The sequence below is a fragment of the Streptomyces plumbidurans genome, assembly GCF_019857225.1.
Taxonomy (GTDB): domain Bacteria; phylum Actinomycetota; class Actinomycetes; order Streptomycetales; family Streptomycetaceae; genus Streptomyces; species Streptomyces plumbidurans.
In genome coordinates this window covers 1-24,618 of the sequence record NZ_JAFJSY010000043.1, presented here as the reverse complement: position 1 = coordinate 24,618, position 24,618 = coordinate 1, and the positions used below count along the sequence as shown (strand labels likewise).

26 protein-coding genes and 4 pseudogenes are annotated in these 24,618 nt (G+C 68.0%); 15 read left to right on the top strand and 15 right to left on the bottom strand.

The features are described 5' to 3' along the window. Nucleotides 1-75: 75 nt before the first annotated feature. The 6 genes from JYK17_RS25550 to JYK17_RS25525 all read left to right on the top strand — a co-directional run bounded on the left by JYK17_RS25550 (nt 76) and on the right by JYK17_RS25525 (nt 5,544). Nucleotides 76-1,725, top strand: coding sequence for a PucR family transcriptional regulator (locus tag JYK17_RS25550; RefSeq protein ID WP_222811255.1), 1,650 nt, complete (start codon nt 76-78; stop codon nt 1,723-1,725). Nucleotides 1,726-1,835: 110 nt separating this feature from the next. Next, entirely contained in the window at nt 1,836-2,093 is a 258-nt protein-coding gene (locus JYK17_RS25545; RefSeq protein ID WP_108015227.1) for a hypothetical protein, read from the top strand. Nucleotides 2,094-2,294: 201 nt separating this feature from the next. Continuing rightward, a complete protein-coding gene (locus JYK17_RS25540) occupies nt 2,295-2,603 on the top strand; it encodes a helix-turn-helix domain-containing protein (RefSeq protein WP_222811254.1) in 309 nt (102 codons plus the stop codon). Next, nucleotides 2,603-4,150 carry a helix-turn-helix domain-containing protein gene (locus JYK17_RS25535; RefSeq protein ID WP_222811253.1) on the top strand — a complete coding sequence of 516 codons (1,548 nt, stop codon included), beginning with the start codon at nt 2,603-2,605 and terminating at the stop codon, nt 4,148-4,150. The genes JYK17_RS25540 and JYK17_RS25535 overlap by 1 nt, the downstream gene beginning before the upstream one ends. A 113-nt stretch (nt 4,151-4,263) precedes the next feature. Further along, nucleotides 4,264-4,836: a transcriptional regulator gene (locus tag JYK17_RS25530; protein ID WP_128800822.1), complete on the top strand. Its 573-nt coding sequence runs from the start codon at nt 4,264-4,266 to the stop codon at nt 4,834-4,836. A gap of 258 nt (nt 4,837-5,094) precedes the next feature. Further along, nucleotides 5,095-5,544: a hypothetical protein gene (locus JYK17_RS25525; RefSeq protein WP_222811252.1), complete on the top strand. Its 450-nt coding sequence runs from the start codon at nt 5,095-5,097 to the stop codon at nt 5,542-5,544. A 315-nt stretch (nt 5,545-5,859) separates the two neighbouring features. Here the strand turns inward: JYK17_RS25525 and JYK17_RS25515 are convergent. From JYK17_RS25515 to JYK17_RS25505, 3 genes and pseudogenes are all read right to left on the bottom strand, one after another. Beyond that, a pseudogene (locus JYK17_RS25515) lies at nt 5,860-5,973 on the bottom strand (ABC transporter ATP-binding protein); the annotation flags it as partial. Between the two features lie 210 nt (nt 5,974-6,183). Then, a complete protein-coding gene (locus JYK17_RS25510; protein WP_222811251.1) occupies nt 6,184-6,744 on the bottom strand; it encodes a nitroreductase family protein in 561 nt (186 codons plus the stop codon). Between the two features lie 60 nt (nt 6,745-6,804). After that, nucleotides 6,805-7,860, bottom strand: a complete 1,056-nt coding sequence (locus tag JYK17_RS25505; protein ID WP_128800819.1) for a zinc-binding dehydrogenase — start codon at nt 7,858-7,860, stop codon at nt 6,805-6,807. A gap of 74 nt (nt 7,861-7,934) precedes the next feature. Between JYK17_RS25505 and JYK17_RS25500 the strand changes: the two genes are divergently transcribed. Further along, nucleotides 7,935-8,510 (top strand): TetR/AcrR family transcriptional regulator, encoded by a 576-nt coding sequence (locus tag JYK17_RS25500; protein ID WP_108015232.1) that lies wholly within the window; start codon nt 7,935-7,937, stop codon nt 8,508-8,510. A gap of 216 nt (nt 8,511-8,726) precedes the next feature. Here the strand turns inward: JYK17_RS25500 and JYK17_RS25495 are convergent, their stop codons facing one another. Together JYK17_RS25495 and JYK17_RS25490 are read right to left on the bottom strand one after the other, a co-directional pair. Beyond that, nucleotides 8,727-9,353 (bottom strand): TetR/AcrR family transcriptional regulator, encoded by a 627-nt coding sequence (locus JYK17_RS25495; RefSeq protein ID WP_222811250.1) that lies wholly within the window; start codon nt 9,351-9,353, stop codon nt 8,727-8,729. 99 nt (nt 9,354-9,452) lie between these two features. Then, nucleotides 9,453-9,815 carry an OsmC family protein gene (locus JYK17_RS25490; protein ID WP_222811249.1) on the bottom strand — a complete coding sequence of 121 codons (363 nt, stop codon included), beginning with the start codon at nt 9,813-9,815 and terminating at the stop codon, nt 9,453-9,455. A 325-nt stretch (nt 9,816-10,140) separates the two neighbouring features. Between JYK17_RS25490 and JYK17_RS25485 the strand changes: the two genes are divergently transcribed. After that, nucleotides 10,141-10,704, top strand: coding sequence for a hypothetical protein (locus JYK17_RS25485; protein ID WP_222811248.1), 564 nt, complete (start codon nt 10,141-10,143; stop codon nt 10,702-10,704). Nucleotides 10,705-11,089: 385 nt separating this feature from the next. Here JYK17_RS25485 and JYK17_RS41055 read toward each other — a convergent pair whose 3' ends face one another. After that, on the bottom strand, nt 11,090-11,347 hold the full coding sequence (locus JYK17_RS41055) for a hypothetical protein (RefSeq protein ID WP_308011707.1): 258 nt from the start codon (nt 11,345-11,347) through the stop codon (nt 11,090-11,092). After that, nucleotides 11,239-11,577 (bottom strand): TetR/AcrR family transcriptional regulator, encoded by a 339-nt coding sequence (locus JYK17_RS41050; protein WP_308011704.1) that lies wholly within the window; start codon nt 11,575-11,577, stop codon nt 11,239-11,241. The genes JYK17_RS41055 and JYK17_RS41050 overlap by 109 nt, the downstream gene beginning before the upstream one ends. 169 nt (nt 11,578-11,746) lie before the next feature. Between JYK17_RS41050 and JYK17_RS25475 the strand changes: the two are divergent. After that, nucleotides 11,747-12,310 (top strand): annotated as a pseudogene (locus JYK17_RS25475) (alpha/beta fold hydrolase); the annotation flags it as partial. Between the two features lie 97 nt (nt 12,311-12,407). Beyond that, a complete protein-coding gene (locus tag JYK17_RS25470) occupies nt 12,408-13,634 on the top strand; it encodes a cytochrome P450 (protein WP_222811246.1) in 1,227 nt (408 codons plus the stop codon). 69 nt (nt 13,635-13,703) lie between these two features. On the opposite strand, the gene JYK17_RS25465 is transcribed toward JYK17_RS25470, so the two are convergent. From JYK17_RS25465 to JYK17_RS25445, 5 genes are all read right to left on the bottom strand, one after another. Further along, nucleotides 13,704-14,969: a cytochrome P450 gene (locus tag JYK17_RS25465; protein ID WP_108015238.1), complete on the bottom strand. Its 1,266-nt coding sequence runs from the start codon at nt 14,967-14,969 to the stop codon at nt 13,704-13,706. Continuing rightward, a complete protein-coding gene (locus JYK17_RS25460) occupies nt 14,966-15,583 on the bottom strand; it encodes a GTP-binding protein (protein WP_108015239.1) in 618 nt (205 codons plus the stop codon). The genes JYK17_RS25465 and JYK17_RS25460 overlap by 4 nt, the downstream gene beginning before the upstream one ends. Continuing rightward, nucleotides 15,564-15,920 carry a DUF742 domain-containing protein gene (locus JYK17_RS25455; protein WP_164932091.1) on the bottom strand — a complete coding sequence of 119 codons (357 nt, stop codon included), beginning with the start codon at nt 15,918-15,920 and terminating at the stop codon, nt 15,564-15,566. The genes JYK17_RS25460 and JYK17_RS25455 overlap by 20 nt, the downstream gene beginning before the upstream one ends. After that, nucleotides 15,917-16,336, bottom strand: a complete 420-nt coding sequence (locus JYK17_RS25450; protein ID WP_108015315.1) for a roadblock/LC7 domain-containing protein — start codon at nt 16,334-16,336, stop codon at nt 15,917-15,919. Before JYK17_RS25450 ends, JYK17_RS25455 begins: the two co-directional genes overlap by 4 nt. Nucleotides 16,337-16,473: 137 nt before the next feature. Next, nucleotides 16,474-18,210: an ATP-binding protein gene (locus tag JYK17_RS25445; protein WP_108015241.1), complete on the bottom strand. Its 1,737-nt coding sequence runs from the start codon at nt 18,208-18,210 to the stop codon at nt 16,474-16,476. 343 nt (nt 18,211-18,553) lie between these two features. On the opposite strand from JYK17_RS25445, the pseudogene JYK17_RS25440 reads away from it, so the two are divergent. Together JYK17_RS25440 and JYK17_RS25435 are read left to right on the top strand one after the other, a co-directional pair. Further along, nucleotides 18,554-18,796 (top strand): annotated as a pseudogene (locus JYK17_RS25440) (iron chelate uptake ABC transporter family permease subunit); the annotation flags it as partial. Beyond that, complete coding sequence (locus JYK17_RS25435; RefSeq protein ID WP_108015242.1) at nt 18,793-19,617, top strand: ABC transporter ATP-binding protein; 825 nt, start codon at nt 18,793-18,795, stop codon at nt 19,615-19,617. The pseudogene JYK17_RS25440 and the gene JYK17_RS25435, both read left to right, overlap by 4 nt. 238 nt (nt 19,618-19,855) lie before the next feature. Here the strand turns inward: JYK17_RS25435 and JYK17_RS25430 are convergent, their stop codons facing one another. Then, nucleotides 19,856-20,221 (bottom strand): hypothetical protein, encoded by a 366-nt coding sequence (locus tag JYK17_RS25430; protein ID WP_146191752.1) that lies wholly within the window; start codon nt 20,219-20,221, stop codon nt 19,856-19,858. A gap of 106 nt (nt 20,222-20,327) precedes the next feature. On the opposite strand from JYK17_RS25430, the gene JYK17_RS25425 reads away from it, so the two are divergent. Continuing rightward, complete coding sequence (locus JYK17_RS25425; protein ID WP_108015243.1) at nt 20,328-20,954, top strand: TetR/AcrR family transcriptional regulator; 627 nt, start codon at nt 20,328-20,330, stop codon at nt 20,952-20,954. A gap of 66 nt (nt 20,955-21,020) precedes the next feature. Here the strand turns inward: JYK17_RS25425 and JYK17_RS40685 are convergent, their stop codons facing one another. Then, complete coding sequence (locus JYK17_RS40685; protein ID WP_234548382.1) at nt 21,021-21,851, bottom strand: chorismate mutase; 831 nt, start codon at nt 21,849-21,851, stop codon at nt 21,021-21,023. 334 nt (nt 21,852-22,185) lie between these two features. On the opposite strand from JYK17_RS40685, the pseudogene JYK17_RS41380 reads away from it, so the two are divergent. Beyond that, a pseudogene (locus JYK17_RS41380) lies at nt 22,186-22,473 on the top strand (IS701 family transposase); the annotation flags it as partial. A gap of 356 nt (nt 22,474-22,829) precedes the next feature. Here the strand turns inward: JYK17_RS41380 and JYK17_RS41045 are convergent. Further along, entirely contained in the window at nt 22,830-22,973 is a 144-nt protein-coding gene (locus tag JYK17_RS41045) for a hypothetical protein (RefSeq protein ID WP_222811245.1), read from the bottom strand. A 345-nt stretch (nt 22,974-23,318) separates the two neighbouring features. On the opposite strand from JYK17_RS41045, the gene JYK17_RS25405 reads away from it, so the two are divergent. Beyond that, nucleotides 23,319-24,618: arabinofuranosidase catalytic domain-containing protein (locus tag JYK17_RS25405; protein ID WP_372465274.1), on the top strand; the 1,300-nt coding region annotated here is incomplete at its 3' end.

The following is a 24,618-nucleotide window of genomic DNA, read 5'->3' as shown; positions in this document are numbered from 1 at the left end:
TGAGTGTGGGCAGGTTGGTGAACGCGCACTGACTGTGGTGCTGTCGTCGCCGTCGTCCTCGGAAGGCACCGCTGCATGAACGCACACGCACATGGCAGCCTGGCCAGGGTCCTGCATCACCTGGGCAGCACTCTGCTCGACGTCGTCCACCCCGGGGCGCGCGACACCGAGGACATCGGCGGCCTCATCATCCACGATCCTGTCGAGGATTCCGCTTTGCCACCGAACGCGCTGATGCTCGGCGTCGGCCTGCGCGAACCAGAGGAGATCGCCCGCCTCCTGAAAGAACTGGGACGCCGGCGTGCCGTCGCCCTGATCGTGCGGGCGCCGGTTCCGCTGGATGCCGGGCTCGCGGCCGCGGCCGAAGCATCGGGCGTCGGCGTTCTCGGGCTCACCCGCGGGGCGTCCTGGGTCCAGGTCACCGCCCTGCTGCGGGCGGTCCTGGCCGAGGGGGACATCGGCGCGGACGGCCCCGAGACGCTGGGCAGTACCCTCTTCGGCGACCTGTTCGCCGTGGCCAACGCGATCGCCGCACTGATCGACGCCCCCGTGACCATCGAGGACCGGCACTCACGGGTGCTGGCCTTCTCGGGGCAGCAGGACAAAGCCGACGCCTCCCGGATCGAGACGATCCTGGGCCGTCAGGTCCCGGAGCGTTTCTCGCGGATGCTCGCCAGCCGTGGCGTCTTCCGTGACCTCTACCGCAGCGCCGGGCCAGTGCACATCCCGCCGCTGCAGGACGGCTCGGACGGCCCCACCGTGCCGCGCGTCGCCGTCGCGGTGCGGGCGGGCGACGAGGCGATCGGCTCGATCTGGGCCGCCGTCCGCGAGCCACTGAGCCCCCAGCGGTCCCTGGCCCTGCAAGACGCCGCCAAGGTCGTCGCCCTTCACATGCTGCGCCTACGGGCCGGCGCCGACGTCGAACGCAGGCTGCGCGCCGATCTCATGAGCACCGCCCTGGAGGGCAGAGCCGGTGCGCGCGAGGCACTGAGCAGGCTCGGCCTGGCCGGCCGGCCGCTGGTGGTCATGGCGCTCGGCCTGCGGGACGCCGCCGACGCGGGTGCATCTGTCGGCGAGGACGCGAGTGCGACCACCGAGCGGGAACGACTGGCCGACGCGCTGGCGATGCACCTGGGCGCCGTGCATCCGCACAGCGCCGCCGCTCTGCTCGGCGACACCGTCTACGGGCTGGTTCCCGCTCAGCAGGACCGCGACGCCGGTGAGGAACGGGCCGTGCGCATAGCGGCCGACTTCCTCGACCGGGTCGGAGCGCGGACCGGCGCGGTGATCGGCCTCGGTCCGACCGGCGAGGACGCCGGCGGCCTCGCCCGCGCGCGCTCCGGTGCCGACCTGGCTCTACGAGTGCTGCGTACCGAGGGGGCCGAGCGGCGGGTGGCACGGCTGGCCGATGTGCATGTCGAGGCGCTGCTGTGCGAACTGCGCGACATCGTGGCGGCCCGTGGCGACCAGTTCACCGGCCCCATCGCGCGACTGGCCGCGTACGACGAGCAACGCCGGTCCAACCTCATCGAGACCCTGCGTGCCTGGCTGGACGCCTTCGGGGACATCAACGCGGCCGCGGCGGCCGTGCACGTCCACCCCAACACCTTCCGCTATCGCCTCCACCGGCTGGCCGAGGTCGGCGGCATCGACCTGGACAACCCGGAGGCACGTTTCGCCGCCATGCTCCAGTTGCGGGTGATGCCTGTGGACGGACACCGGTAGTGCCTGCGCAGGCTTCGAGGAGGTAGTCGGGGGCGCCGAAGCGCCAGGCAAGTTGCGGCCGACACGGCGACGGCGGGTAGGGCGCGCGGGGCGGGGGAGGACCTTGTGGTGTGCGCCCGGCGGACGTGGGGGCGTGCGGCGTCGCCGACCACGCCGAGGCTCTCCGCCCCGAACTGGTCAGGGTGGTCGAGTGCGTAGAAGAGCACTGCGCGACCGCCCTGCCCAATCCGGGCCAGGCGGCGGATGTGAGCCTCATGGAGCTCCGCCTCCAGCTCGTCAAGGCCATGAAGCAGGAGGACGCGCGCAGCGAACTGGCGCGGGCGGTCGTGACCGCCCAGCAGAAGATCGCAGCACTCCGGCGCAGCTGATCACAGAGGGTGACAGGCGCCACACGGTGGCGCGTGCAAGAGACGGCAACTGCCTGCCCTTGCAGGTACGTTGCCACTCGCCACGCCACCGGCCACACCGTCCCGGTAGGGGCGTAGCGACTGCCGTGCCGTGTGCGGGGTGTGTTGCGGACTATGCGGTATAGGCATGGGCGATGAGGTTTGAGTGGTAGATTCTGCGCCATGCGTATGGGCTTGGAAGAGCGGGTGCGGTCGGCGGTGGCGGCGCTCCTGCATGTGGCCGGTGAGTCGCAGACCGAACTCGCCGCCGCCTTGGGCGTGAGTCAGGCCCAGGTGAGCCGTCGTCAGTCCGGCACCGCGGCCTGGAGTCTGACGGACTGCGAGGCCGTCGCCGCGCATTACGGCATAGACGTACTCGAACTCATGGCGGGCCCCACCCGGGCCACGGAGGCGCTGCCCGATGCGCGCCGCCGCGTCCCCGGCCGCCCGGTCAGTCCCCGCCGTCCTGCTGCCGTCGAGGGAGGCGTCTGATGACGGACTTCGGTGCGATCGACGCCCTGCTCGCCGGTGCCAGGAAGGAGGTGGCGCTGCCGCCCGCCGAGGAACGGCGCGCTCTGCGCGAGGGGCTGAACCTCTCGCGCGCCCAGCTCGCCAAGGTGCTGGGCGTGAGCCCGTCCACGGTCGGGGGCTGGGAGTCGGGACGGGACCCGAGCGGCGAAGTGCGGGAGAAGTACGCGTACTTCCTGGAGGGAGCGAGGACCAAACTGGCCGCCGAAGCAACGGAGGCGGCCGAGGAGACGCCGGCCAAGGAAATTTCGGCCGAGAAACAGAACGACGATCACGCGGATGTCGAACCGGCGGCCGGTGAGGACGACGACGTCGACACGCTCGCCACCCCCCAGCCGTGCGTACTGTGCGGACAGCCGGCCCGACATCAGGTCGCGGGGTTCCCCCAGCATCTGGACCCCACTGAGTGCCAAGCGGCCGAACCCGCGCAGACAAGCGAGCCTGCGGTGCCGGTGACGCCTGCTGCGCGCCCGGAATCTCGGCGTGCACCAACCACTGGTCGGCGGGGGCAAGCGGGACGCGGTGTCAAAGTCGTCCCCGTCGGCCGCCGCATGCAGCCTGCCGACAGCCCGGACCTGATCGCCTCCGCTGTCGCGGCCGCGCTCGACGAGCACGCCGGTGATGTCGAGGCGGCCACCGCGGCGTTGGTGAAGCGGGCGATCCCGGATGCGATGGCGTTGCTGGACCACAGTCGCAAGGGCGGCCGCTACGACGTGATCGCGCACCCGTGGCTGCCGGACGTCCTGCGCAAGCAGTCCTCCCGCGGCGCGGACCAGATCTGGGAGGCCCGCCCCAATTGGGCCAGGCCCGAACTGCCGGCCGGCGAGCACGAGGTCACCGCGCTCGACATCAACGGTGCCTACCTGAGTGCCCTCAAGACCCATCTGCCGATCGGCCAGTTGGAGCACTCCACCGGCAACGAGCACAATCCGCGCCGCGCGGGAGTCCACCTGATCACTCCGCCCGCCTGGGACCACGAGGACCATCTGCCCAACCCCATCGGCAGCCGGGACGAGCCGGGTCCACTGTGGGTGACCGAGCCGACCCTGCGCCTCCTGCTGCGCCTGGCGGGCCCGAAGTACGGCCTGTGTGACCCGCCGCAGATCCACGAGTCGTGGACCTCGGGGGCGACGGAGGGCCTGTTGGAGAAGTTCCGAGTCGCGCTGAAGGACGCCCGGGACCGGGCGATCGGCGAAGGCGACGAGGTGACGCTGGAGTACGTCAAGGCGATGTACTCGAAGTTCGTCTCCACGCTGGGGGAGTCGAACTACAACCGAGAGCTGTACCGCACGGACTGGATGCACCTGATCCGCTCACAGGCCTTCGCGAACCTGTGGTGGAAGGCCCACCGCGCCTACGACGAGGGCCTGTTGGTCGTCCGCGCGATGGGCACCGACGAACTCCACGTCATCGGCGACTGGCGCGCGGTGTTCGCCGAGGGCCGCGGTGTCGCCGAGGTGAAGGTCAAGGACGCGTACCGCGTCGGCGTCGCCCGCGACGAGTCCACGTAACCCTCCTGACGGTCGGCACCCACAACGGCGTCATTGCTCGGTACTCGCCAGGGTGGACGATCGGCCCGCACAGTGCCGTATGGTGATCCACAACCCCAGGACCGGAAGAGCCAATGCCTGAGCGGAACATCGAGTTCGGGAAGTACGGCGCCCGCGGCATCAAGGGCTACGAAGCCGTCGCCCGGCAGCTGGACGCCCTCGCCGGGTACATCGCCACCCCCGTCACCGCCCGCCGTGGCCTGCAAGCGCGCCTGCACTACCTCACCCGTAGCGACCACGCCCGCGCCGCGGCCCGCGCGGCCGGCCTGACCGTCACCGACCGCACCCTGCGCGCCTGGCTGGAAGGTCGTCGCGCGCCGTCGCGGCGGAACCTGCGGCGCATCGAACAGGCGTATCGCACCGTGCGGCGCGAGAACGTCGCCCGCTACCTCGTCGCCCGCCTCAACCGTGACGGCCGCGGCACGCGCGTGGAGATCCACCCGCTCAACCAGTCCGGTGTCTCGCGGCCGCGGCAGCGGGTGGTGGACTTCCGCGCCCTGAACGTGCGCCGCTGGGACCGCATCGTCGCCGCTTGGGCTGCGGGCGATGACCAGAAGCTCGACGACGCGTGGGCCGACCAGATCGTCGACCTGGGCTCGCAGTGGGGGCAGTACGAGTACGTCACCAACGTGGGTTTCGCTGCCTGATGTGAAGCCGACTGCGGCTGGTCTCCATGTGGACACCGAGGGGTCCGGTGTAGGCGATACTGGACGCCAAGTGAAGCCCCCCGGTGAGGACATGGCCTTCAGAGGCCCGTTCCTGCTAGGGGCTTCACCCCTACCTGATGTTGTCACCGCCCCGACCACCCGCACGCGTCCACACGGCCGCAGCCACAACGTTGTCATGATGCGGGCGGGTGATAGCCGGGATGGGCCCATTTCCAACCTGATGGAGAGGAACCGCTGATGCGCGCAACGGATGCGGAACTGGTCAACGCCCTGACCGAGCAGCTCGGCGACGAAAAGATCGTCGCGGCAGCGTATGCCAGGGTTAACACCGTGCTCAGCCCGGCGCGGATGCTTTCGCCCCTGGGCAACTACCTGATAGCCAGGCCGGCCGCCCGCGCGGCCGCGAAGAAGATGACCGAAGAGACCGATATCCCGCTCGACGCCGCAGTCGTCTTCGGTCTCAGCGACAGCGCCTTGCACGTGTGGGCTGCCGACCCGATGCTTAACCGAGTTGGCCAGCACCTCGGCCAGATGCCGCTGGAGCGCATCGCATCCATCAAGGTCGAGAACGGCAAGAATTGGCAGCCGTTCACGATCACCATGGCGGACGGAAAGAGTGTCGAGCTCGAGGGCCGTGGCCCTATCCACGCGCTCGCGGCTGCGTTCGACAAACACAAGGCCCAATAGCTCAGCTGTCAAGTAGCCCTGCGCAATGGTGGAGATAGGTGGCTGCTGTCAGCGTCTTGTACAACGCTGACAGCAGCCATCCGTCTCTCGTAGGCTGCTGTCTCGCCCTTCAGGGGGCCATGGTGCGGCCGAATCCGGTCAACGCATGAGAGTCACCGAAGACGACGCCACCTCTCAGACAGGTCAAGCGGACTCGATGGGCAGTCCAGCCTCCCCCAGTCCTGAACGCCCTCGCGGTACTTGCGAACGTTGGTGTAACCGAGTGCAGTCAGCCGGTCAGAGCTGTCCGCTGTTGGGGCACGCGGGGTCGGAGCACATGGGCACACCCGAATACAGCAGGCCGTCCGCCACCGCGTCCACCACCGGGACGCCGACGGCCGAATGGGACTGCTGGAACACGAACCCGATGCGCTGGGCGCGCAGCGCTGAGGGAGTCGTCCGACATGAGCCGTAGCCTAATGGCCACTTGAACACGTACGCCGCCAACGTCCTACGTGCCCACACAGGGACCGCTCTCAGGCTGGAGAGCGACCTGCCTCGCCGGCTGTCACAGAGTTCGGTCAGCCGGTGGTCAATGGCAGCTCGGACCGAAGGCGGTCGCATCGCGGGCGAGGAGCAGAGGTGTCCACGGGGCGACCGCTACGGCATGGGTGACCAGGGAGCGGAGCGCACATCGGCGAGGCTGCGCCGGGTGCGGGCCTTGAGGGGTCCGTCGGCCGCCCCGCCCACCGCGACCATGGAGACGATCACCCAACCTGCGTTGGGTTTCAGCTCCTTGGTGAGCCCCTCCAGGTCGAAGGCCCGGAACTGGTACGAGGCCAGTCCCATGGCCTGCGCCTGAATGGTCATGTGGGCGACGGCCTGGCCGAGGTCGTACTCCGCGAACTCGGAGTAGAGCAGCTGCGTGTCATCGACGTACCGGCGCGTCAGCGCGACGACGAGCAGACCTGCGTCCGCCGCCCAGCGGGCCGAGCTGGGTGCAAGGTGGGGGAGAACGCGGTCGTGGTCCGGCTCACCGGGCCTACTCGTGAAGAAGCCCCACGGCTGAGAGTTGCCCGCCGACGGTGCCCACCGAGCGGCTTCCAGCAGCAGTCCGAGCGCGTGGTCGTCGACGGCCACGGAAGGATCGAACTGATAGGGGCTGAAGCGCTCAGCGAGCAAAGGGTGTATGCCGCCGGGTGGCTTCTGATCATCCTGCATGTTCGGTTGCAACTGGTGCCCCCGCATGCGTATTCCGGCCGGCTGTCGGCCTCGACGACCTCACCCATGAGGGTGCATGACGATCTTCCCCACATGGGCCCTGCGGGCGAGTTCCTCCTGTGCCTTGGCGGCTTGGTCCAAGGGGAATACCGCAGCGATAACGGGCTGGATCTCAGCCTGGCGAGCCAAGGTCATGAGCCGGCGGAAGTGCGTGGGCGTGTGCATGGCGGATCCGATCACCTGAGCGTTGTGCAGGTACAGACGGCGTACGTCGAATGCCACCCCGTATCCGCCGAGTGCACCGGCAATGACCCACCGGCCGCCCTCACGCAGCAGGGGCAGTAGTTCGCCGACCAGATCGCCCGCGACGACGTCGAGTGCGACGTCGATGCCTTCCGGGGCGGCGAAGCGGAGCTGTTCAGTGACGTCCCGCGCACGGTCGAGGACCTCGTGTGCACCGGCCTCGCGCACCGCGGTGATCTTCGTACCGCTGCTGATAGCGACCACCTTTGCGCCGCGTGCCCGGGCGATCTGAACGGCCGCGAGGCCGACTCCGCCTGATGCCCCGGAGACCAGAACGGTCTCGCCTTTACGCATCCGGCCTCGCTCGATCATGCCGAGGGCCGTGCCGTAGGCGGTCGGCAGCGCGGCGAGCTGGTCGTCGGTGAGCGGGGAATCCGTCGCGTCGTGGACACGTTCCGCCGGAGCCGTCACGAATTCGGCGTAACCACCGTCGCGTTCGCTGCCCATCAGGCCCACGGGGTTCGCGTCCGGCCCGTCGGCGTCGTAGATGGCGGGGTCGATGAGTACACGCCGGCCTACGAGGCTCCCGTCGACGCCGACACCGACGGCCACAACGCGGCCGACAACGTCGGCGCCCTGGATGCGCGGAAAGTCGATCGGGCCCCGCCAGCCCGACAGCGCCTGTGGGTCTCCCGGGACGCCGTAGGCGCCCTCTCGGGTCCACAGGTCGGTGTTGTTCAGAGCCACTGTGCCGACCCGGACCAGTGCCTCTCCGGGCTGCGGGGTGGGCACCGCCAGCTCTGCCATCTCAAGGACTTCCGGTCCTCCGTGCCTCGTGATCCGAACCGCCCGCATGGTCCTGGGCACATCCATAAGATCGAACCTCTCGATAGATATACTGTTCTGTGAACTCATCCACCGTACACAGATCGACGAGGGAACACCTGATGCGGGACGAACGACCCATCACGCCGGCCGGCAGGCGCATAGCGGCGGTCGCCGAGGACCTGTTCTACAACCGCGGAATCACATCGGTCGGGGTGGATCTGATCGCCGAGCACTCCGGTGTGACCAAGAGGACCCTGTACAACCAGTTCGGATCGAAGAGCCAACTCGTCGCGACCTACCTCGCGGCACGCGACCAGCGCTGGCGCACCCTCGTCCTCGCCACCGTCGAAGCGTGTGACGACCCTGTCGCGGCCGTCACCGCGCCCTTTGACGCGTTGCGGACGTGGAGTAGCACCAACACGCGCGGATGTGCATTTCTCAACGCGCTGGCCGAGCTCCCGGAGCCGACACATCCCGCGCATCGCATCGCGGCGGACCAAAAGCGATGGCTGTTGCGCCTGTTCGAGGACCTGGCAGCCACAGCGCATTGCTGTGATCCAGCCACCCTCGCCATACGACTCCTCGTCCTCCACGAGGGTGCTCTCGCCATGTTGCCGGTCCCACTTGACACCCTTTCGCAGAGCACCGACCTCGCACGGGCCCTCGTACAAGCGGACGCTCCACCCCGTCCCTGACAAGGTCTCCGGTCCGCCGCGCGCACCTGGTCCTCGAGGCGCCCTGCACACCAGGCGCGCGGTCATGCCGACCCTGGACGACTATGTGCCTGCCGGAGATGTGACTGAGTGCGTCGGCGAGTTGGCCGTGGTTCCACAGGCCAGTTGGCCGTGGTTCCACAGGCCGCCGATCAGCAGCAGCCGGGGGACCGATGGAACCTCAGAGGGGGAGTGCGGTCAGGACTGTGCTGCGGTGGTGGTTGTAGGCGCGGTGAGTTCGGGGATGGTGCGGGCCTTGATGATGCCTTCGACGCCGTGGAGGAAGGTGTCGGAGATCAGCTTCGGGTCGAAGAGGCAGCCGGCTGCCATGGCGCCGTCGCGGAGCATGATGAAGTGGCGGCCTGCGGCGGCGGCCGGCTGTTCGCTGGTCTGCGCCAGCAGGTCGGTGACGGTGGTGAGGAACCACTGCCGGTGGGACAGGACGGCTTGGTGGATAGGGTGGTTGGGATCGGAGTACTCGGCTGCCGCGTTCAGGAAGGCGCAGCCGCGGAATCCAGTGGACTGAATGCCGTCGGTGATCGACTTGGCTACGGCCCGGACCTGGTCGGTCGGTGACGGACTGCTGGCCCGGGCAGCCTCGACCTGTCCTCGTATGCCTTGGTCTGCCTGCTTGAGGTAGGCCAGCACCAGGTCCTCTTTGCTCGGGAAGTGCCGGTACAGGGTGGCCCGGGTCACCTGCGCCTCCGCGACGATCCGGTCGATGCCGACCGAATGGATCCCCTCGGCGTAGAAAATCCGCGTTGCCGTGTTGAGCAGCCGCGTCCGCGCCTCGGAAACGGTGCCGCCTTCAGTGCTCCGACTCATACGCCCACGACCACATCCCCAAGAGATAGAACGTTCGATTCAAACCATAGTACGTCCGGTTGACCGGGGCAGGCGTAGTCCTCCCCCCGATCAGCGGCGTCATGCCACCGTGACATCGAGGCTCACCGGAATGTTTCCGCGAGTCGCGTTGGAGTATGGGCACATCGCATGGGCTGCCTCAACCAGCTTGTCCGCCGCCTCCTGCTCAACGCCGGACAGTTCGACATGCAGGATGGCGTTGAGACCGAACCCGCCCTCCGGGGTCTTCTCCACCCCCACCTCGGCGGCGACTGCGGAGTCGAAGAGCTGAGTCTTCTGCTGTGCCGCCACGGCCTTGAGGGCTGAGTGGACCTTCGGGATCGCCAGGGTGACGCCGAGCAGGCCATCGCTGGTCCGTGCCCGGCCTCCCGCTCTGCCGTCGCCGGTGGACGTGGCGATGCCTTTGTAAATGGTGTCAGTCACTTTTGCTCGATCTGGTTTTGATGGCCGCGGTCACGAGCCTGCAGTCAGCCGCTGCCGCTCGGACCGGATCCCTCGCGCCTCAGCTCCTTGATCACTCCGGCCCCGCTGTGTGGGGTGACGGTCACCCCCGTTGCTAAGGAGAGAACGTTCTGTCTTGACGGTGAGCCGACTCCTTGGCATGCTGCGAGACGGATCGGTCGTTCTCGCCGGTCGCCGAACACGGCCTCGTATGGCTGCGGATCGCTCAGTCGTCTCACCGGCGGCGTTCACGTGTTCCCCCGCCGGACCGACCTTCCGCCCCCTCCTGACCATCGAAAGGAACACAGTGAGCACCCTCGCTGCTCCGTCCGGCATATCCGGCACCGCGTCCGCCCTGCGGCGGCTCTACTTCGTCCGGTTCGCCTTCGCCATCGTCTGGGCCGCCGTGATGCTCACGATGGCCTCGAAGATCACGCCGGTCGGGGCCGTACTCCTGGTGCTGTACCCGCTGTTCGACGTCGGCGCCGCCATCTACGACGCGAAAGTCTCCCGCACGGAGGGATCCGCCCGACTGCTGTACGTGAACATGGCCGTCAGCCTCATCACCGCCATCGGCGTCGGCGTCGCCTGCGCGTCCGGCATTCCGGCTGTGCTGCGCGTGTGGGGTGCCTGGGCCGTTGTGGCCGGTCTGGTCCAGCTGAGCGTCGCCGTTCCGCGACGCGCGATGGGCGGCCAGTGGCCCATGATCCTTAGTGGCGGCATCTCGGTGCTGGCGGGCGCGTCGTTCATCGCGTCGGCCGGCGCGGACGACCCCAAGCTGACCAGCGCGATCGGCTATGCCGTGCCGGGTGCCATCTTCTTCCTCATCTCGGCCCTCCGTCTGGGCCGTACGGCGGCGAAGACGGACTAATCCGCGCCAAGGCCCCGAGCTGACACCCTTAGCGGGGATACAAGGTCGGGCCCTGCGTGGGAGCGTGTGTGAGGGACCGACTTTGCTCAGCAACAGTCGGCCCTCACACATGCCCGCAGGGGTGTGTACGACATTGTGCGGCAGCGTTCGGCAACTCGCTGTCCTGGGCGCACCCCTGCTGACGAGACCGGCCGTAACCACAGCAGGCCGCGAGCACTGAAGCCGACTGCAGTCAGGCGACTCGATCGCCTATTGCACCCCGTCAGGTACGCCCGCGGTCCAGCGCCGCAGCAGACAGGAAGCAGGAGCGGCGGTCGAGAACAGGTGAAGGTGGCTTGGCAGTTGGCGACAGGCGCCGGCGAACTGCTGCGACAGGCCGGGGTGTTCAGTGCGCGGCAGTCGACATCTTATCCGGCTCGGCGTAAGGAGCTGTGGCGTGGGCTCGCAGAAGTACGTCGACCCCGCGCAGAAATGTCTCGCGCACCACTGACTGGTCAAACAGGCAACCGGCGGCTGTTGCGCCATCCAGCATCATCACGAAGTGATGAGCGGCTGCTTCAGCCGGAGCTTCCCGCACCTTGGCCAGCAACTGTGCAACCGTCTCGAGGAACCGCTGACGGTGGGCGAGTACGGCCAGGTGCACCCGATGATCAGGGTCGGGATATTCGGCGACAGCATTGAGGAACGCGCAGCCCCGGAAGCCAGGGACCTGGATCCTCTGTGCGATGGACGCGCTGAGGGTGTCCGCTGTCGGCAGCTCCGCAGCGAAGGCTGCGTCAGCTTGGTCGGGTTCGGCTCGGTGCGGCTCCTCAGGTGAGCGAGCACAAGATCTTCCTTGCTGGGGAAGTGCCGGTAGAAGGTCGGCCGGGTCACTTGCGCCTCGGTGGTGCGTCAAGTGCGCGGTGCATGGGCGACGTGCTGTGGGGGCGCCGCCGGACGGGTGCGCGGCTCTGCAGAAGAGCCGGTGAAGTCCCTGGATCTGGGCGGCGGTTGAGTTCTCGAGTACGCAGTACGAGGGCCTGATGACGGACCGGTCGTATTCGTCCACCACGGCATGCCGGGTTCGGCGGTTTCGGTCGGCTCATTGTTCCGCTCAGCCACAGAACGGGGATACCGCGTCGTCACGTACACACGCCCCGGCTATGGTGCTTCGACTCCAGTGCCGGGGCGCACCCTTGCCGATGCGACCGAGGCGAGCTGTGCCCTGATGAATCATCTCGGAGTAGAGCGCTATCTGGTGGCGAGGTGGTCTTCAGGCGGACCCCATGCCATGGCCGCCGGGGAGGTGGATCCTCGGCGTGTACAGGGCGTGCTGCTGATCGGCTCGTTCGCGCAGTGCGACGCCGACGGACTCGATTTCCTCGCCGACCTGGGATTGATGAGTGTCATTCAGTTCAGGGCTGCGGAGCGAAGCGCGGAGGCGCGACGTGCGGTCATCTCGCAGATGGCCGCCGCCGTTCGCGAGCACGAAGCTGTCGAGGTCGCTTCCGCGATGGCGAGTTTGCTGCCGAGGGCTGACGCCATGGTGCTCGACGGCGTATACGGCGTGGCAAACGCTGTGAGCATGCACCACGGACTGGCCGCGGGGTACGCCGGATGGCTCTAGGATCTGCACGCTGAACTTCGGCCAGGACTGGCCTGTTTAAGCCACCGGAAGATCATTAATCTGGTGTGCAGCGTCGGCATCTACTTCGAGGAGTCCCGTGTCCGCTGCCCCGCAGGTTACTGACATCCTTTCGCCCGAATTCGCCGCTGACCCCTACCCCGCCTACGCGGTGATGCGAGAGAAAGAACCCCTGATCTGGCACGAGGCAACCCAGAGCTACATCATCTCGCGCTACGAGGACGTCGAGCGCGTCTTCAAGGACAAGAAGTCCGAGTTCACGACCGACAACTACAACTGGCAACTCGAGCCCGTTCACGGCAAGACGATCCTGCAGCTCAGCGGTCGTGAGCATGCGGTACGCCGGGCGCTGGTCGCCCCCGCCTTCCGCGGCAGTGACCTGCAGGAGAAGTTCCTGCCGGTCATCGAGCGCAACTCGCGCGAACTCATCGATGCCTTCCGGCACACCGGCTCCGCCGACATCGTCCACGACTATGCGACCCGGTTCCCGGTCAACGTGATCGCGGACATGCTGGGCCTGGACAAGGCCGATCACGCCCGCTTCCACGGCTGGTACACCGCGGTCATCGCCTTCCTCGGCAATCTGTCCGGCGATGCGGAGGTGACCGCGGCCGGTGAGCGCACGCGGGTGGAGTTCGCCGAGTACATGATTCCGATCATCCGGGAGCGGCGCGGCAACCTGGGCGAGGACCTGCTGTCCACGCTCTGCGCCGCCGAGGTCGACGGCGTCCGGATGAGCGACGAGGACATCAAGGCGTTCTGCAGCCTGCTGCTGGCGGCCGGCGGTGAGACCACCGACAAGGCCATCGCGAGCATCCTGGCCAACCTGCTCATGCACCCCGAGCAATTGGCAGCGGTTCGCGAGGACCGAAGCCTGATACCCGCGGCCTTCGCCGAGACCCTGAGGTTCACCCCTCCGGTGCACATGATCATGCGTCAGTCGGCCACCGAGGTCGAGGTGACCGGCGGCACCATTCCGGCCGGAGCGACGGTGACGTGCCTCATCGGCGCGGCCAACCGTGACGAGCAGCGCTTCCACGACCCTGACCGATTCGACATCTTCCGTGACGACCTCACCACGACGTCGGCGTTCTCAGCGGCCGCCGACCATCTGGCCTTCGCGCTGGGCCGACACTTCTGCGTCGGCGCGCTGCTGGCCAAGGCGGAGGTCGAGACCGGCGTGAACCAACTGCTGGACGCGATGCCCGACCTTCGTCTCGCCGACGGGTTCGACCCGGTCGAGCAGGGCGTGTTCACCCGCGGCCCGCAGTCGCTGCCGGTGCGTTTCACCCCGAGCACTTACTGAGCAGCAGCGTTCGCACCTCCTTGTGTGCGAGCAGGCGGAAATCCCCGGCCCCATGGGCCGGGGAGGACGTCAATGCATGGACGGGGTGAACTGCACCGGCAGGGAGGTCAGGCCGCGCATCCAGATCGAGGGACGCCAGGTGAGTTCCTCCGGCTCGACGGCCAGCACGAGGTCGGGGAGGCGTTCGAGGAGTGTCTCCACGGCCGTACGAGCCATCACGTCCGCCAGGAGCGGTGCGGGATAGGGGCAGCGGTGCTCGCCGTTGCTGAAGGACAGGTGCGCCGAGTTCTCGGCGCCGACGTGCGCCTCCGGCCAGATCTGAGGGTCGGTGTTGGCCGCCGCGAGTCCGAGGACGAGGCAGTCTCCCTCCCGGATGAGGCGCCCGCCGAGCTGGGTGTCGCGCACCGCCCACCGGCCGATGAAGTTCTGCGTGGGGGTGTCGAGCCACAGCACTTCATTGAGCGCGTCTCCCACGCTGACCCTGCCGCCGGAGACATTGAGCGCGAAGCGTTCGTCGGTCAGCAGCAGTCGTAGCGTGTTGCAGATCCAGTTGGCGGTCGGCTGCTGCGCCGCGGCGATGACCGAGATCAGGTCCTGCACGATCTCCTCGTCGCTGAGCCCGGCCGGGTCCAGCAGCATCCGGGAGGTGACATCCGGTCCGGGGCGCTCCCGCTTCTCCTTGACGAGCTGAGCGATCCGCTCGCCGACACGCGTGTACGCGGCGACCGGGTCGTCACCTTCCCCCGCGTCGAGGGAGATCCGCAGGTCGTCGACGAGGCGCTCGGTGTCGGTGCCGTCCTGCGGCATGCCGCACATCCACAGCACGGCTCGGGCCGGCAGCGCGTGCGCGTACAGGCTCATGAGTTCGGCCTGACCGCTGCCGGAGAACGTGGAGATCAGCTGGTCTGCGATCAGTTCGCATTCGCGGGCCAGTTCGAACTGGTCCACGCCCTCCAGCGCCTTCGTGATCACACCGGCCCGGCGCTGGTGCTCGGTCCCCTCGGTGAACAGGACGGACGGCTGGTAGCCGACGTACGGCAGCAACGGCCAGTCCGGCGGAATGTGATCCCACTGGTTCCAGCGCCGCGAGTCCCGCGCGAACAGTTCGTCGTGGCTGGTCACGTAGCTGACTTCGGGATAGCCGAGGACGAGCCAGGCCGGGATGTCGTTGTCGAGCAGCACCGGCGCGACCGCTCCGTGCTCACGACGCATGGAGCGGTACAACTGCGATGGTGTCTGCTGGTACTGCAGGCCGCCCAGTTGCACCGCCGAGTGATGTGCGGGGCAGCCGGGTGGGGGAGTGGGCGCGGACGGGGAGCCGGCGGGGTCGCTCACGGTGTGCTCTCCTGGGACAGTGCCATTGAGTAGAGGTGGTCCACGAGCGTGATGAGGACCTCCTTGCCCGAGGACCTGAGCCGGGCGTCACAGTCGATCATCGGCACGTGTTCGCCCAGGGCAAGGGCTTTGCGGATCTCCTCGAGGGAGAAGCGGTTGGTGTCGTCGTCGAAGCGGTTGACGGCCACCACGAACGGGGTCTTGTGGTGTTCCAGCCTGTCTATCGCGTACCAGGAGTCCTCCATACGGCGCGTGTCGACGAGGACGACCGCGCCCAGCGTGCCGGAGAACAGGCGGTCCCACAGGAACCAGAAGCGCTCCTGACCCGGGGCACCGAACAGGTACAGCACCATGCGCTGGTTGAGACTGATGCGACCGAAGTCGAACGCGACCGTCGTGGTGGTCTTGCGCTCTACGCCGGCCGTCTCGTCGACGCCCTGCCCTGCCTGCGTCATCACCTCTTCGGTGTTGAGCGGCCGGATCTCGCTGACCGCGCGGACCAGGGTGGTTTTGCCGACTCCGAAGCCGCCCACGACAACGATCTTCAGACCGGTTTCGGCGGTGTCGGTCAGCGGCGTGCGCTGAGAGGGCAGCTCAGATGTTGCGGAGTCCATCAAGGACCTCCTGGAGCAAGGCGGTTTCGGGAAGGGACGCGACGGATTCGGCCGCGCGGGGATGGCGGGCGCTGACCTTGCCCATGTCGTGAAGGTCGCCGACGAGGATCCGTGTGACGGTGACGGGCAGCTTCAGCTCGGCGGAGATCTCCACCAGTGCCGTGGGGTGTCGGCACAGTTCGAGGATTCTGACGTGCTCCGACTGCATGCCGGCACTGGGCTCGTTCTCGCTGACGATCAGCGTCACCAGGTCGAACGAGTCGTCGGCTGTGCTGCGCCCGCCCGTGACCATGTAGAGCCGGTCGGGATCGCCGACGTCCACGGGTTTGCGCATCACGCGGAGGCACCCCGGTCCGCGGGCGTACGCGGTTCGGCCCGTAGATGGTCGCCGATCTGCTCGACGAGCTCGGTCATCTGGTGGCCGATGACCCCGGGGTCGGCGTCGTCCTGCGCGACGACCGCGAGGTGCGCCCCTTCGCCGGCTTCCACGACGAACAGCAGCCCCCCGTGGAATTCGGTCATGGAGTGCCGCACGCCGCCCGATCCGTCTCCGAATTCCACGGAGGCGCCCTGAGCGAGGGCCTGGATGCCTGAACAGATGGCCGCCAGCTGGTCGGCCTGGTCGAGGGTCATGTGCTCTGTCCAGCAGAGCTTGAGGCCGTCCCGCGACAGCACGAGCGCGTGGCGCGTGCCCGGGGTTCGCTTCACCAGGCCCGTCAGGAGCCAGGTGAGGCTGTTGTCAGTGGTCTCCATGGTGCGTGGGACGGGTCGTGACCGGTCGGTGGTCACCCGGCCCGTTCCTCCAATCCTTCGAACGGTGATGAAGTGAGGGGGTGTTGATGGACCCCGCCTGTGGGGTGCGCAGGGCGAAACGTGTGGGGGTTGGAAACCTAGTCGGATGTGGTCCGGTGTTCGTCGTCGTCAGGGGCGGCGGAGTCGCCGAGCGGGTCGCCGGCGTGCCGGGCGCGGTGGAAGGCGCCGAACTGTTTCCCGACGTCGCGCGCGGGCCGCTGTTCGCGGGGCTCTGCAGAGGGCGTCGTAGGCGCGGGCTTGCGCCGTGCCTCCTCGGCGGCGGCCATGGTGCGGCCAGGAGCACGGACGGGTAGTCCGTTCTCGGTGGCCGAGTCCCGGCTACGAGGAATCTCGGCGCCGGAGGCGGCCGTCACATGGTCGGAAGTGATGGACGGGGTGGGCGTAGGTCGTGCCGCCTCGGGCTCGTCGATGGGTGCCGGAGCCTCCGGGACGTCGCGAGCGGGGCGGGACAGCTCGACGACGGGCTCGCGCTGCTGGGCCACCAGCTCGGGCGGCAGCAGTACGACGACGCCGGTGCCGCCACGCGAGGAGGGACGGTAGTTGACGCTGATGTTGTACTTGTTGGCGAGTCGTCCCACCACCGCCAGGCCGAGCCGGGTGCCCTGCAGGGAGGCCAGGTCGGTGACTTGGCCGGAGACGGCCTCCTGTGCCCGGCGCATGGCGGCGCCGGACATCTTCAGGCCGCTGTCCTCGATGGTGATGACCAGACCGGCGCTGCGCTCTTCCACGTAGACGTGGACCTCGTCGATGGGGGGCGAGAAGTTGGCAGCGTTGTCCATGAGTTCGGCGAGCAGATGCATCACGCCCTCGGAGGCGAAACCCGCGATCGCCGTCCTGCTGGACGAGTGCAGACGCACCCGCCGGTAGGCGGCGATACGGCCGACGGACCCACGCAGGATGCTTTCCATGACGATCGGCTTGTTCCAGACGCGGCTGGAGCGGCCGCCCATCAGCAGTGCCAGCCGGTCGGTCATGAGTCCGAGCTGGGAAGTGCTGTGATCCAGTTGCAGCAGGTCGCCGAGGACGTCCTCACGGTGCCGCTCCTGCATGGCACGCAGGTCGGCCAGCATGGCGACCGTCTTGGCCTGGACCCGGCTCAGGGCCTTGGCGGAGGCGGCCTGGGCAGCGGCGGACCGCCGTTCGCTGTAGGCGAGTTCGCGGACGAACGATTCGGCCGCCCGGTGCAGGGCGGGGCTCTGCGGCCAATCGAACTTGGTGAGGACGGTGTTGGCGGAACTGCCGTCCCGTAGCAGGGCCACCGCGGCAGGCAGCGTCTCGTCGGTCAGGCGCTGGAGTTCCGTCCTTCCCTGCGTGAGTTCATCGCGTATCCGCTGCAGCTCGGCCTCGGCCTCGGCCGCGCGCCGAACCGCCTCGGAAAGCTCTTCGGCGAAAGTGCGCAGCACCTGACGCAGTTGCGGATCGGAAGGCTCGACGACACGGGTGAGAGCTTCGTCGGCGCCGGCCCGGTTCTTCACGTCCCGGGCCACACCCGGCAGGCTCACACTGACGAGCCGGGCCACCTCGGCGCTCTGCAGTTTCCAGTTGTCCTTGGCCACCCCGAGCTCACTGTCCCGGGCAGCCGCCTGGCGACGGGCACGCCGCAGGAGATACGAGGCGGTGGCGACGATGACGGCGATGCAGCACCAGGCGGTGATCACCGCGCCCAGGACCCAGGCGCGGGCTCCGTCCGGAGCGAGTACGGCCGCTGCGACGGCACCCGCGGTCGCGAGGAGCAGGATCACCGGGAACACGGTCGACGAGGAGCCTGCCCCTTTCCCGCGTCGACGCTGGCGGGGGCGAGCAGGCTTTGGCATTGCGCGGTCCCTTGGTCTGTATGAGCATGAAGCAGGTAGGCAAATGGACATTTTCGGCGTTCCGGACCACGACCGATCAGGGACGGCCCGCTTCCGGATCACGCGTCGCGCTCATGCTAGCCACCCTTTCGAGTGCCGGGGTACACCAACGATCCGATCCCCCGAATGAGTTCGCTTCGTCGAAAAATGATCCTTGCAACGCGCCCGCCCCATAGGCGACTTGAAGCCACAAGGACCGAAATGGGCCCTGCGGAGGTCTACGGCAAGGGGCACTTGGAGTCGCACTCCTGCGCGGCGGTACTCAAGTACCCATGGTTCGGCGCATGTTTTGAGACAACAGGGATCCAGCCAGATCGCCTTCGTCGCGTTGATGGTGCCGCACGTCTGCCGCCTGGTGCTCGGTGGCGACCACCGCCGGTTGCTGCCCGTTTCCGCACTTTTCGGCGCCCTGCTCCTGGTGGTGGTCGACATCGTCTGCCGTACGGCCATGGACACACAAGAACTGCCGATCAGTGTGGTCACCTCGCTCATCGGGGCTCCGGCACTGCTGTATCTGCTGGACAGGCGCCTGGGGAGTGGCAGTTGAGGATCGACATCGACGACCTGCACGTCGCTTACGCGGGCCGTACGGTGGTAGCCGGTGCCCACCTGATAGCGGCCGCGGGGGAGATCACGGGACTGGCCGGCCCGAACGGCAGCGGCAAGTCCACTCTCCTGCGCACCGTCTACCGGCACTTGCGTCCGGTGGCCGGGCGCGTGTTGCTGGACGGGACCGACATCCGAACGATGCCCGCGAGGCAGTCGGCCCGACACATCGCCGCGCTCCCGCAGGAGCGGGACAGCGACTTCGAACTGACCGTGCGCGAGGTCGTCGCCATGGGCCGTATCCCCTACAAGCGGGCCTTCGCCGGCGAGGACGCCACCGACCGGGACATCATCGATCGAGCTCTCCGCGATGTCGGCATGGACGGCCACGCCGGACGCCGCTTCACAGAACTGTCCGGAGGCGAACGCCAACGCGCGCTGCTGGCGCGGGCGTTCACGCAGCAGCCCGATGTCCTGGTGTTGGACGAGCCCACCAACCACCTCGACATCCGCCATCAGATCGAACTCCTGGCCCTGCTGCGCACGCAACGCCGGACGACCCTCGTATCGCGGCACGATCTGAACGCCGCCGCGTCCGTGTGTGACCGTCTGCACGTTCTGCACGCCGGAACCGTCGTCGCTTCAGGTCCCCCACGCGAGGTCCTCACACCCGAGCTGATGGCCGCGGTCTTCGGCGTACGGGCCGCGGTGATCGACCACCCGCTCACCGGGGACCCGCTGATCGCCTTCGATCACCGTGGCCCGGCGGACGACGTGGCCCGGCGAACTCGTGACGAGGCGCGGACGTCGGACGCCAGGTAGTCGTCGCGTTGCGTTCAGCGCGGACGGTGGTGCCGAGCACCCTTGTGAGCGGCAGCCACTGGTGATCACGAACCGCCAGGGCGGCGCAGGCTCCCAAGGCGAGCCGCAAGCTGTCCCACGAGTGCGAAGATGAGGGGACGCCGACGGGTGGTGCGGCGAACGGGGTGGCCGGTGGGCTGACCCTTCAGGACGATCATGTGGATGTCGTACGGCTGCGTGCGTCCTGGGTGTGGCCTCTTCACTTGGACGAACCACCGCTGCCTGGATGACTGTTCACCGGGGAGTGGAAGGCGCCCGCCCGCTTCGGTGCGTCGATGCCTTTCCACTCCGCGAACGCGCCAAGTGCCGAGCTCCTGGTCATCGCATGCGAGGGAACGTCGCCGATGGGCTCGGGTCGGCCCTCCGGCAGACGCCCGGATGCGTAGACCGTGTGCAAGGAGTCGGCGCGGGTCACTTGTACCAGCAGCACAGCCGGTGCGTCTGCGTGCTGAGTATCGGCCGGTGCGGGAAACAACTCGGAAGTGACGGAGGGGAGCGCGCTCGCGAGGCCGACGACGGTGGCCAAGGCCAAACTCGGGAAGACGACGTATCGATGGAAGCGCATGACACACCAAGCGTGAGGGAGGTAGAATGTTCGGTCTACATCCTGGAGAAGGCTCCTGCATCCAGTGTCAAGACTGACCGTTCTACCCTTTGGTAACGTGGACGGCATGAGTCGGAGTACTGAAGGCGGCACCGTTTCCGAGGCGCGGACGCGGCTGCTCAACACGGCAACACGGATCTTCTACGCGGAGGGGATCCATTCGGTCGGCATCGACCGGATCGTCGCCGAGGCGAAGGTGACCCGGGCCACGCTGTACCGGCACTTCGCGAGCAAGGAAGACCTTGTCCTGGCCTACCTCGCGCAGGCCGACCAGGCCATCCGGGGACAGGTCGCCGCCGCCCAGGCCAGCAGCCCGTCGCCGGACGACCAGGTCCGGGCGGTGGCCAAGTCGATCACCGACGGCATCCAGTCCACCGGGTTCCGCGGCTGCGCCTTCCTCAACGCGGCGGCCGAATACTCCGATCCCGCCCACCCGATCCACCAAGCCGTCCTGGCCCACCGGCAGTGGTTCCTCGACACCGTCACCGGCCTGATGGCCCAAACCGACGACGGGGTGGCGGACGCTGCCGGGCGGCACTTCGTCATGCTCCGCGACGGCGCCATGGCAGCCGGCTGCCTCTTCGACCCGAAGCTGATCTCCGACACCTTCCTCCACGGCGTCGAAGGCATCATCAAGGCCCGCACCATCCCCGAACTCACCGGCGGCGCAACCGCCTCCGCAGCGAAGTCCTGACCGCCGAAGAAGGCGACGTGGAGCGGGCATGCGTACGGCCTGAGTGAAAGTCACCGGCACCTGCGGTCACGATGGGTGACGCGGGGAGTCGCGTTCAGCAGGCCGCAGTTCAGGTCGGCACCACGCCCATCGACCGGGGCCGGCGAACGAATGCTCGCCGGCCCCGGTCGAGGAATGCTCAACTCCGTTGTGCCCCTGCTCCCTCGTGCCGCACACCGAGTCCGTCGCCGTCTTGAGCGCTTGGCGGTGGAGCGTGTCCAGGTGTTCCAGCGCTGCTCCTGTCACTTCGGCCAGGGTGAGCTGCACTGAGCAGCCGACCGGCCTGCCGCGCAGGAGCTCCGTATTCTTGAGCTCCGCCAGCAGAGCCGTGGTCAACTGGTCGAGTCGGGCCCGGATCTGACCGAGGTCGGGACGCGTCGTGGGAGCTACCTCGGGATGAGCGGTCCAGCGGGCGAACAGACCGCGCTGCACCTGCTTGCTCGCGGTGATCTGGTCGCGGAAGATCGCCACCGCCGCCTGCGAGTTCACGCCGGCCGCCTCGGCCTGCACGCGGACCTGCTCCAGCACCTGGGCCTCACGCACGGGGTCTTCAATGGGCGAGTCCGTGCCGAACTTGGACGCCGCGACATCGTCGCCCACAAGAAGGCGCTCGATGATCAGGCCCGTCAAAGGACCAAGCTTGCCCAGTGGCTTGACCGCTGCACTGCTCGCGGGTTCGGTGTTCACGCCGGTGGTCGCCGCGACTGCCTGAGGAGCGGCCAGCCCTGTGGTGGCCACCAGCAACCCGATGGTCGCCGCGTACTGAGTCGTCCGGTTTCGCAGATTATGCGGATCGAAGCGCCGCTTCAGTGCGAGCAGCCGCGCGGTGTTCGGACCGTAGGCGTGGGCGATCTGCACTGTCTCATCAGGCCCGAGCAGGTTGGGGTAACCGCCCGGCATACGTCACAGCCGTCCCGAAGTCCCAGCAGGTGCTGCGGTTCGTCCGCATCGACCACCTGTTCACGTTCACGCAGGCGCCGGACGAGCCGTAAAGGAAACGCTCGTGCGGCAGCGGCGCCAAGGGCCCGCGCGTCTATCACTGGGCGGCCGTCCAGATCCCCGCGATCGAGGACCGACGGCAACGGGCCTACGCGTCAGCGCTGGGCGCCGGCCCGCCGCAGCATCAGCAGACCCGATGACATCGCCTGCTGTCTCGTATGCCCCGGCGGACACGGACGTCGACCTGCTGATGCGGATCGCCGGGCGGCGGTGGGCGATCGAGGAATGCTTCCAGGCCGTGAAGAACGAATGCGGCCCGGACGAGTACGAAGTCCGCCGCTACGTCGGCTGGATGCGCCATGTCACCATGGCCATGCTCGCCCATGCCTTTCTTGCTGCCACGGCGGCCCAGGCAGGGGCAAAAGGGGACGCGGATTCGGTTCCGTCACCATTGTTCCGCTCGCCGTGGCGGCGGCGCGCCGGCTCCTGGCAGCTCGCTCCGTATCCCGGCCCCGCCGACCGCTTCGTGTGCGCGCGGTGAGCCGGTCGCAATGGCGGCGCAGACGCCAAGCAGTCGCCGGCCACTGCCACTACCGGCGGCGAGTCCACTCTGGGGTGTCACATGCCGCCTTCGGTGTCGTCGTAGGACTGTATGAGTCGCAACCCAAGGGGGTCTGGCGACTGCCGTGGCTGTTCCAGTTGTTCAGGTCGTCGACGTTGTACAAGGGCGTGCCAACCCCGTTGACCCGACAGGATGTTGGTGCCGCCGATCTTGCTGCCGCAACCTCCAGGTGCGGCCGCCGTCGACGGAGCAGTCGAGCCAAACCTCGTCGCTCGGGCTGCTGTTGTCGATGGACGCCCAGCCCATCGCGTCGGTGTGGTCGAAATGCAGGACGACTAACCGTCCGTCAATGCTGGCGGTGGCCGGGAGTAGTCGCCGGGGGCGCGGGCGTCGCAGTACTCGATGCAGATGGTCGCGCCGACTGTGTTGGTGGAGGCTTCAGCCGCGAAGGCCCGCTGCGGGGCGAGCATGGTGAGCACCGCGAAGACGATGCCGCGGCGGACTGCCCGCGGGCGAGTGGGTGCGTACTTCCGACCTTCGAGGCTTTCGTACGGGAGTCATGGGGCCTCCTCTGAGAGCGCTCTCAGAAGGTAGCGACGGACGGACGGAGCGTCAATGGGGTTGGCGCGCACGGGAGTTGCAGGAACGACGGAAACAATCATGTTCGAACGAGACAGCAAAAGGCCAATCAAGGAAATGGAACAAATATTGACGGGTATCAACAACGTGCGTAGCTTCCCGGTCCACACCGAACCGGCCGCGAGGCTGGCCCTTGAGAGAGGGATGTCATGTATAGGTCACTACGCTCAATTCGCAAGGCGAGATTGAGACACGGCCGAGGCGTCGCCCGCAGACTGGTGCGGACGTCCACCGCCGCGGCGACCGTCATCGGACTAGTCATCGGATTCCTGATCGCCATTCCCACGACGTCGGAGGCGGCGGGCTCACTGCCTTGCGACATCTACGGATCCGCCGGCACCCCGTGCGTCGCGGCGCACAGCACCACGCGTGCCCTGCTGTCGTCCTACAACGGGCCGCTCTACCAGGTCACCCGGGCCTCCGACGGCGCCAAGACCGACATCGGCCTGCTGGCGCAGGGCGGCTACGCCAACGCCGGCCAGCAGGACACCTTCTGCCAGAACACGACCTGCCGTATCTCGAAGGTCTACGACCAGACGTCACGCCACAACGACCTCACCCCAGGTCCGGCGGGCACCGCGGGCGGCGCCGACCGCGGGGCAGACGCGAGTGAGATCGCGGTGACGGCCGGGGGCCACAAGGTGTACGGCATCTGGATCTCCCCGGGCGTGGGCTACCGCTACACCGGCGTGGCCTCCGGCGTCGCCGTCAACGGCCAGCCCGAGGGTGCCTACATGGTGGCCAGCGGCACACACGTGGGGTCCGACTGCTGCTTCGACTATGGCAACGCGGAGAGCACACCGGCTGACACCGGCAACGGCCACATGGACGCCGTCAGCATCGCGACGACGTGCTACTTCGCGCCGTGCACCGGCTCGGGTCCTTGGGTCGAGGCCGACATGGAGAACGGCATGTTCCAGGGGAACAACGGCTCCAACACGGCGAACCTGGGCAACAACAGCACCTATGTGACGGCGGTGCTGAAGAACAACGGCCAGACCAGGTACGCGCTCAAGGGCGGCAACTCGCAGTCCGGCGGCCTGTCGACCTGGTGGGACGGGGCCCTGCCCACCCGCGGCGGCTACCAGCCCATGCAGCAGGAGGGTGGCATCATCCTGGGCACCGGCGGCGACAACAGCAACCGCAACCGCGGCACCTTCTTCGAAGGGGTCATGGTCGCCGGCTATCCGACGGACGCCGCCGAGAACGCCGTGCAGGCCAACATCGTCTCCGTCGGCTACTCCGGTGAGACGGACGTGCCCAACGGGCCGCAGGGGACGATCACCGGCCCCGGCGGCAAGTGCGTCGACGCCGCAGCGGACGACACGGGCGGCAACGGCACCGCTGTACAGCTCTGGGACTGCCAGACCTACGCCGAGGACCAGCACTGGCAGCACAACACCAACGGCTCCCTCAGCACCATCGGCCGGTGCCTGGACATCGTGGGCAACGGCACCGCTGACGGGACCAAGGTCGAGTTGTGGG

Excerpts from the sequence above, each read along its gene's own strand:
- JYK17_RS25445 (WP_108015241.1), bottom strand. The coding sequence starts at position 18,210 with ATGCCAAAGCCTGCTCGCCCCCGCCAGCGTCGACGCGGGAAAGGGGCA.
- JYK17_RS25460 (WP_108015239.1), bottom strand. The coding sequence starts at position 15,583 with ATGGACTCCGCAACATCTGAGCTGCCCTCTCAGCGCACGCCGCTGACC.
- JYK17_RS25500 (WP_108015232.1), top strand. The coding sequence starts at position 7,935 with ATGCGGGACGAACGACCCATCACGCCGGCCGGCAGGCGCATAGCGGCG.
- JYK17_RS25425 (WP_108015243.1), top strand. The coding sequence starts at position 20,328 with ATGAGTCGGAGTACTGAAGGCGGCACCGTTTCCGAGGCGCGGACGCGG.
- JYK17_RS25505 (WP_128800819.1), bottom strand. The coding sequence starts at position 7,860 with ATGGATGTGCCCAGGACCATGCGGGCGGTTCGGATCACGAGGCACGGA.
- JYK17_RS25530 (WP_128800822.1), top strand. The coding sequence starts at position 4,264 with ATGCCTGAGCGGAACATCGAGTTCGGGAAGTACGGCGCCCGCGGCATC.
- JYK17_RS25510 (WP_222811251.1), bottom strand. The coding sequence starts at position 6,744 with ATGCAGGATGATCAGAAGCCACCCGGCGGCATACACCCTTTGCTCGCT.
- JYK17_RS25540 (WP_222811254.1), top strand. The coding sequence starts at position 2,295 with ATGCGTATGGGCTTGGAAGAGCGGGTGCGGTCGGCGGTGGCGGCGCTC.
- JYK17_RS25550 (WP_222811255.1), top strand. The coding sequence starts at position 76 with ATGAACGCACACGCACATGGCAGCCTGGCCAGGGTCCTGCATCACCTG.
- JYK17_RS25495 (WP_222811250.1), bottom strand. The coding sequence starts at position 9,353 with ATGAGTCGGAGCACTGAAGGCGGCACCGTTTCCGAGGCGCGGACGCGG.
- JYK17_RS25535 (WP_222811253.1), top strand. The coding sequence starts at position 2,603 with ATGACGGACTTCGGTGCGATCGACGCCCTGCTCGCCGGTGCCAGGAAG.
- JYK17_RS25450 (WP_108015315.1), bottom strand. The coding sequence starts at position 16,336 with ATGGAGACCACTGACAACAGCCTCACCTGGCTCCTGACGGGCCTGGTG.
- JYK17_RS25430 (WP_146191752.1), bottom strand. The coding sequence starts at position 20,221 with ATGCGCTTCCATCGATACGTCGTCTTCCCGAGTTTGGCCTTGGCCACC.
- JYK17_RS25525 (WP_222811252.1), top strand. The coding sequence starts at position 5,095 with ATGCGCGCAACGGATGCGGAACTGGTCAACGCCCTGACCGAGCAGCTC.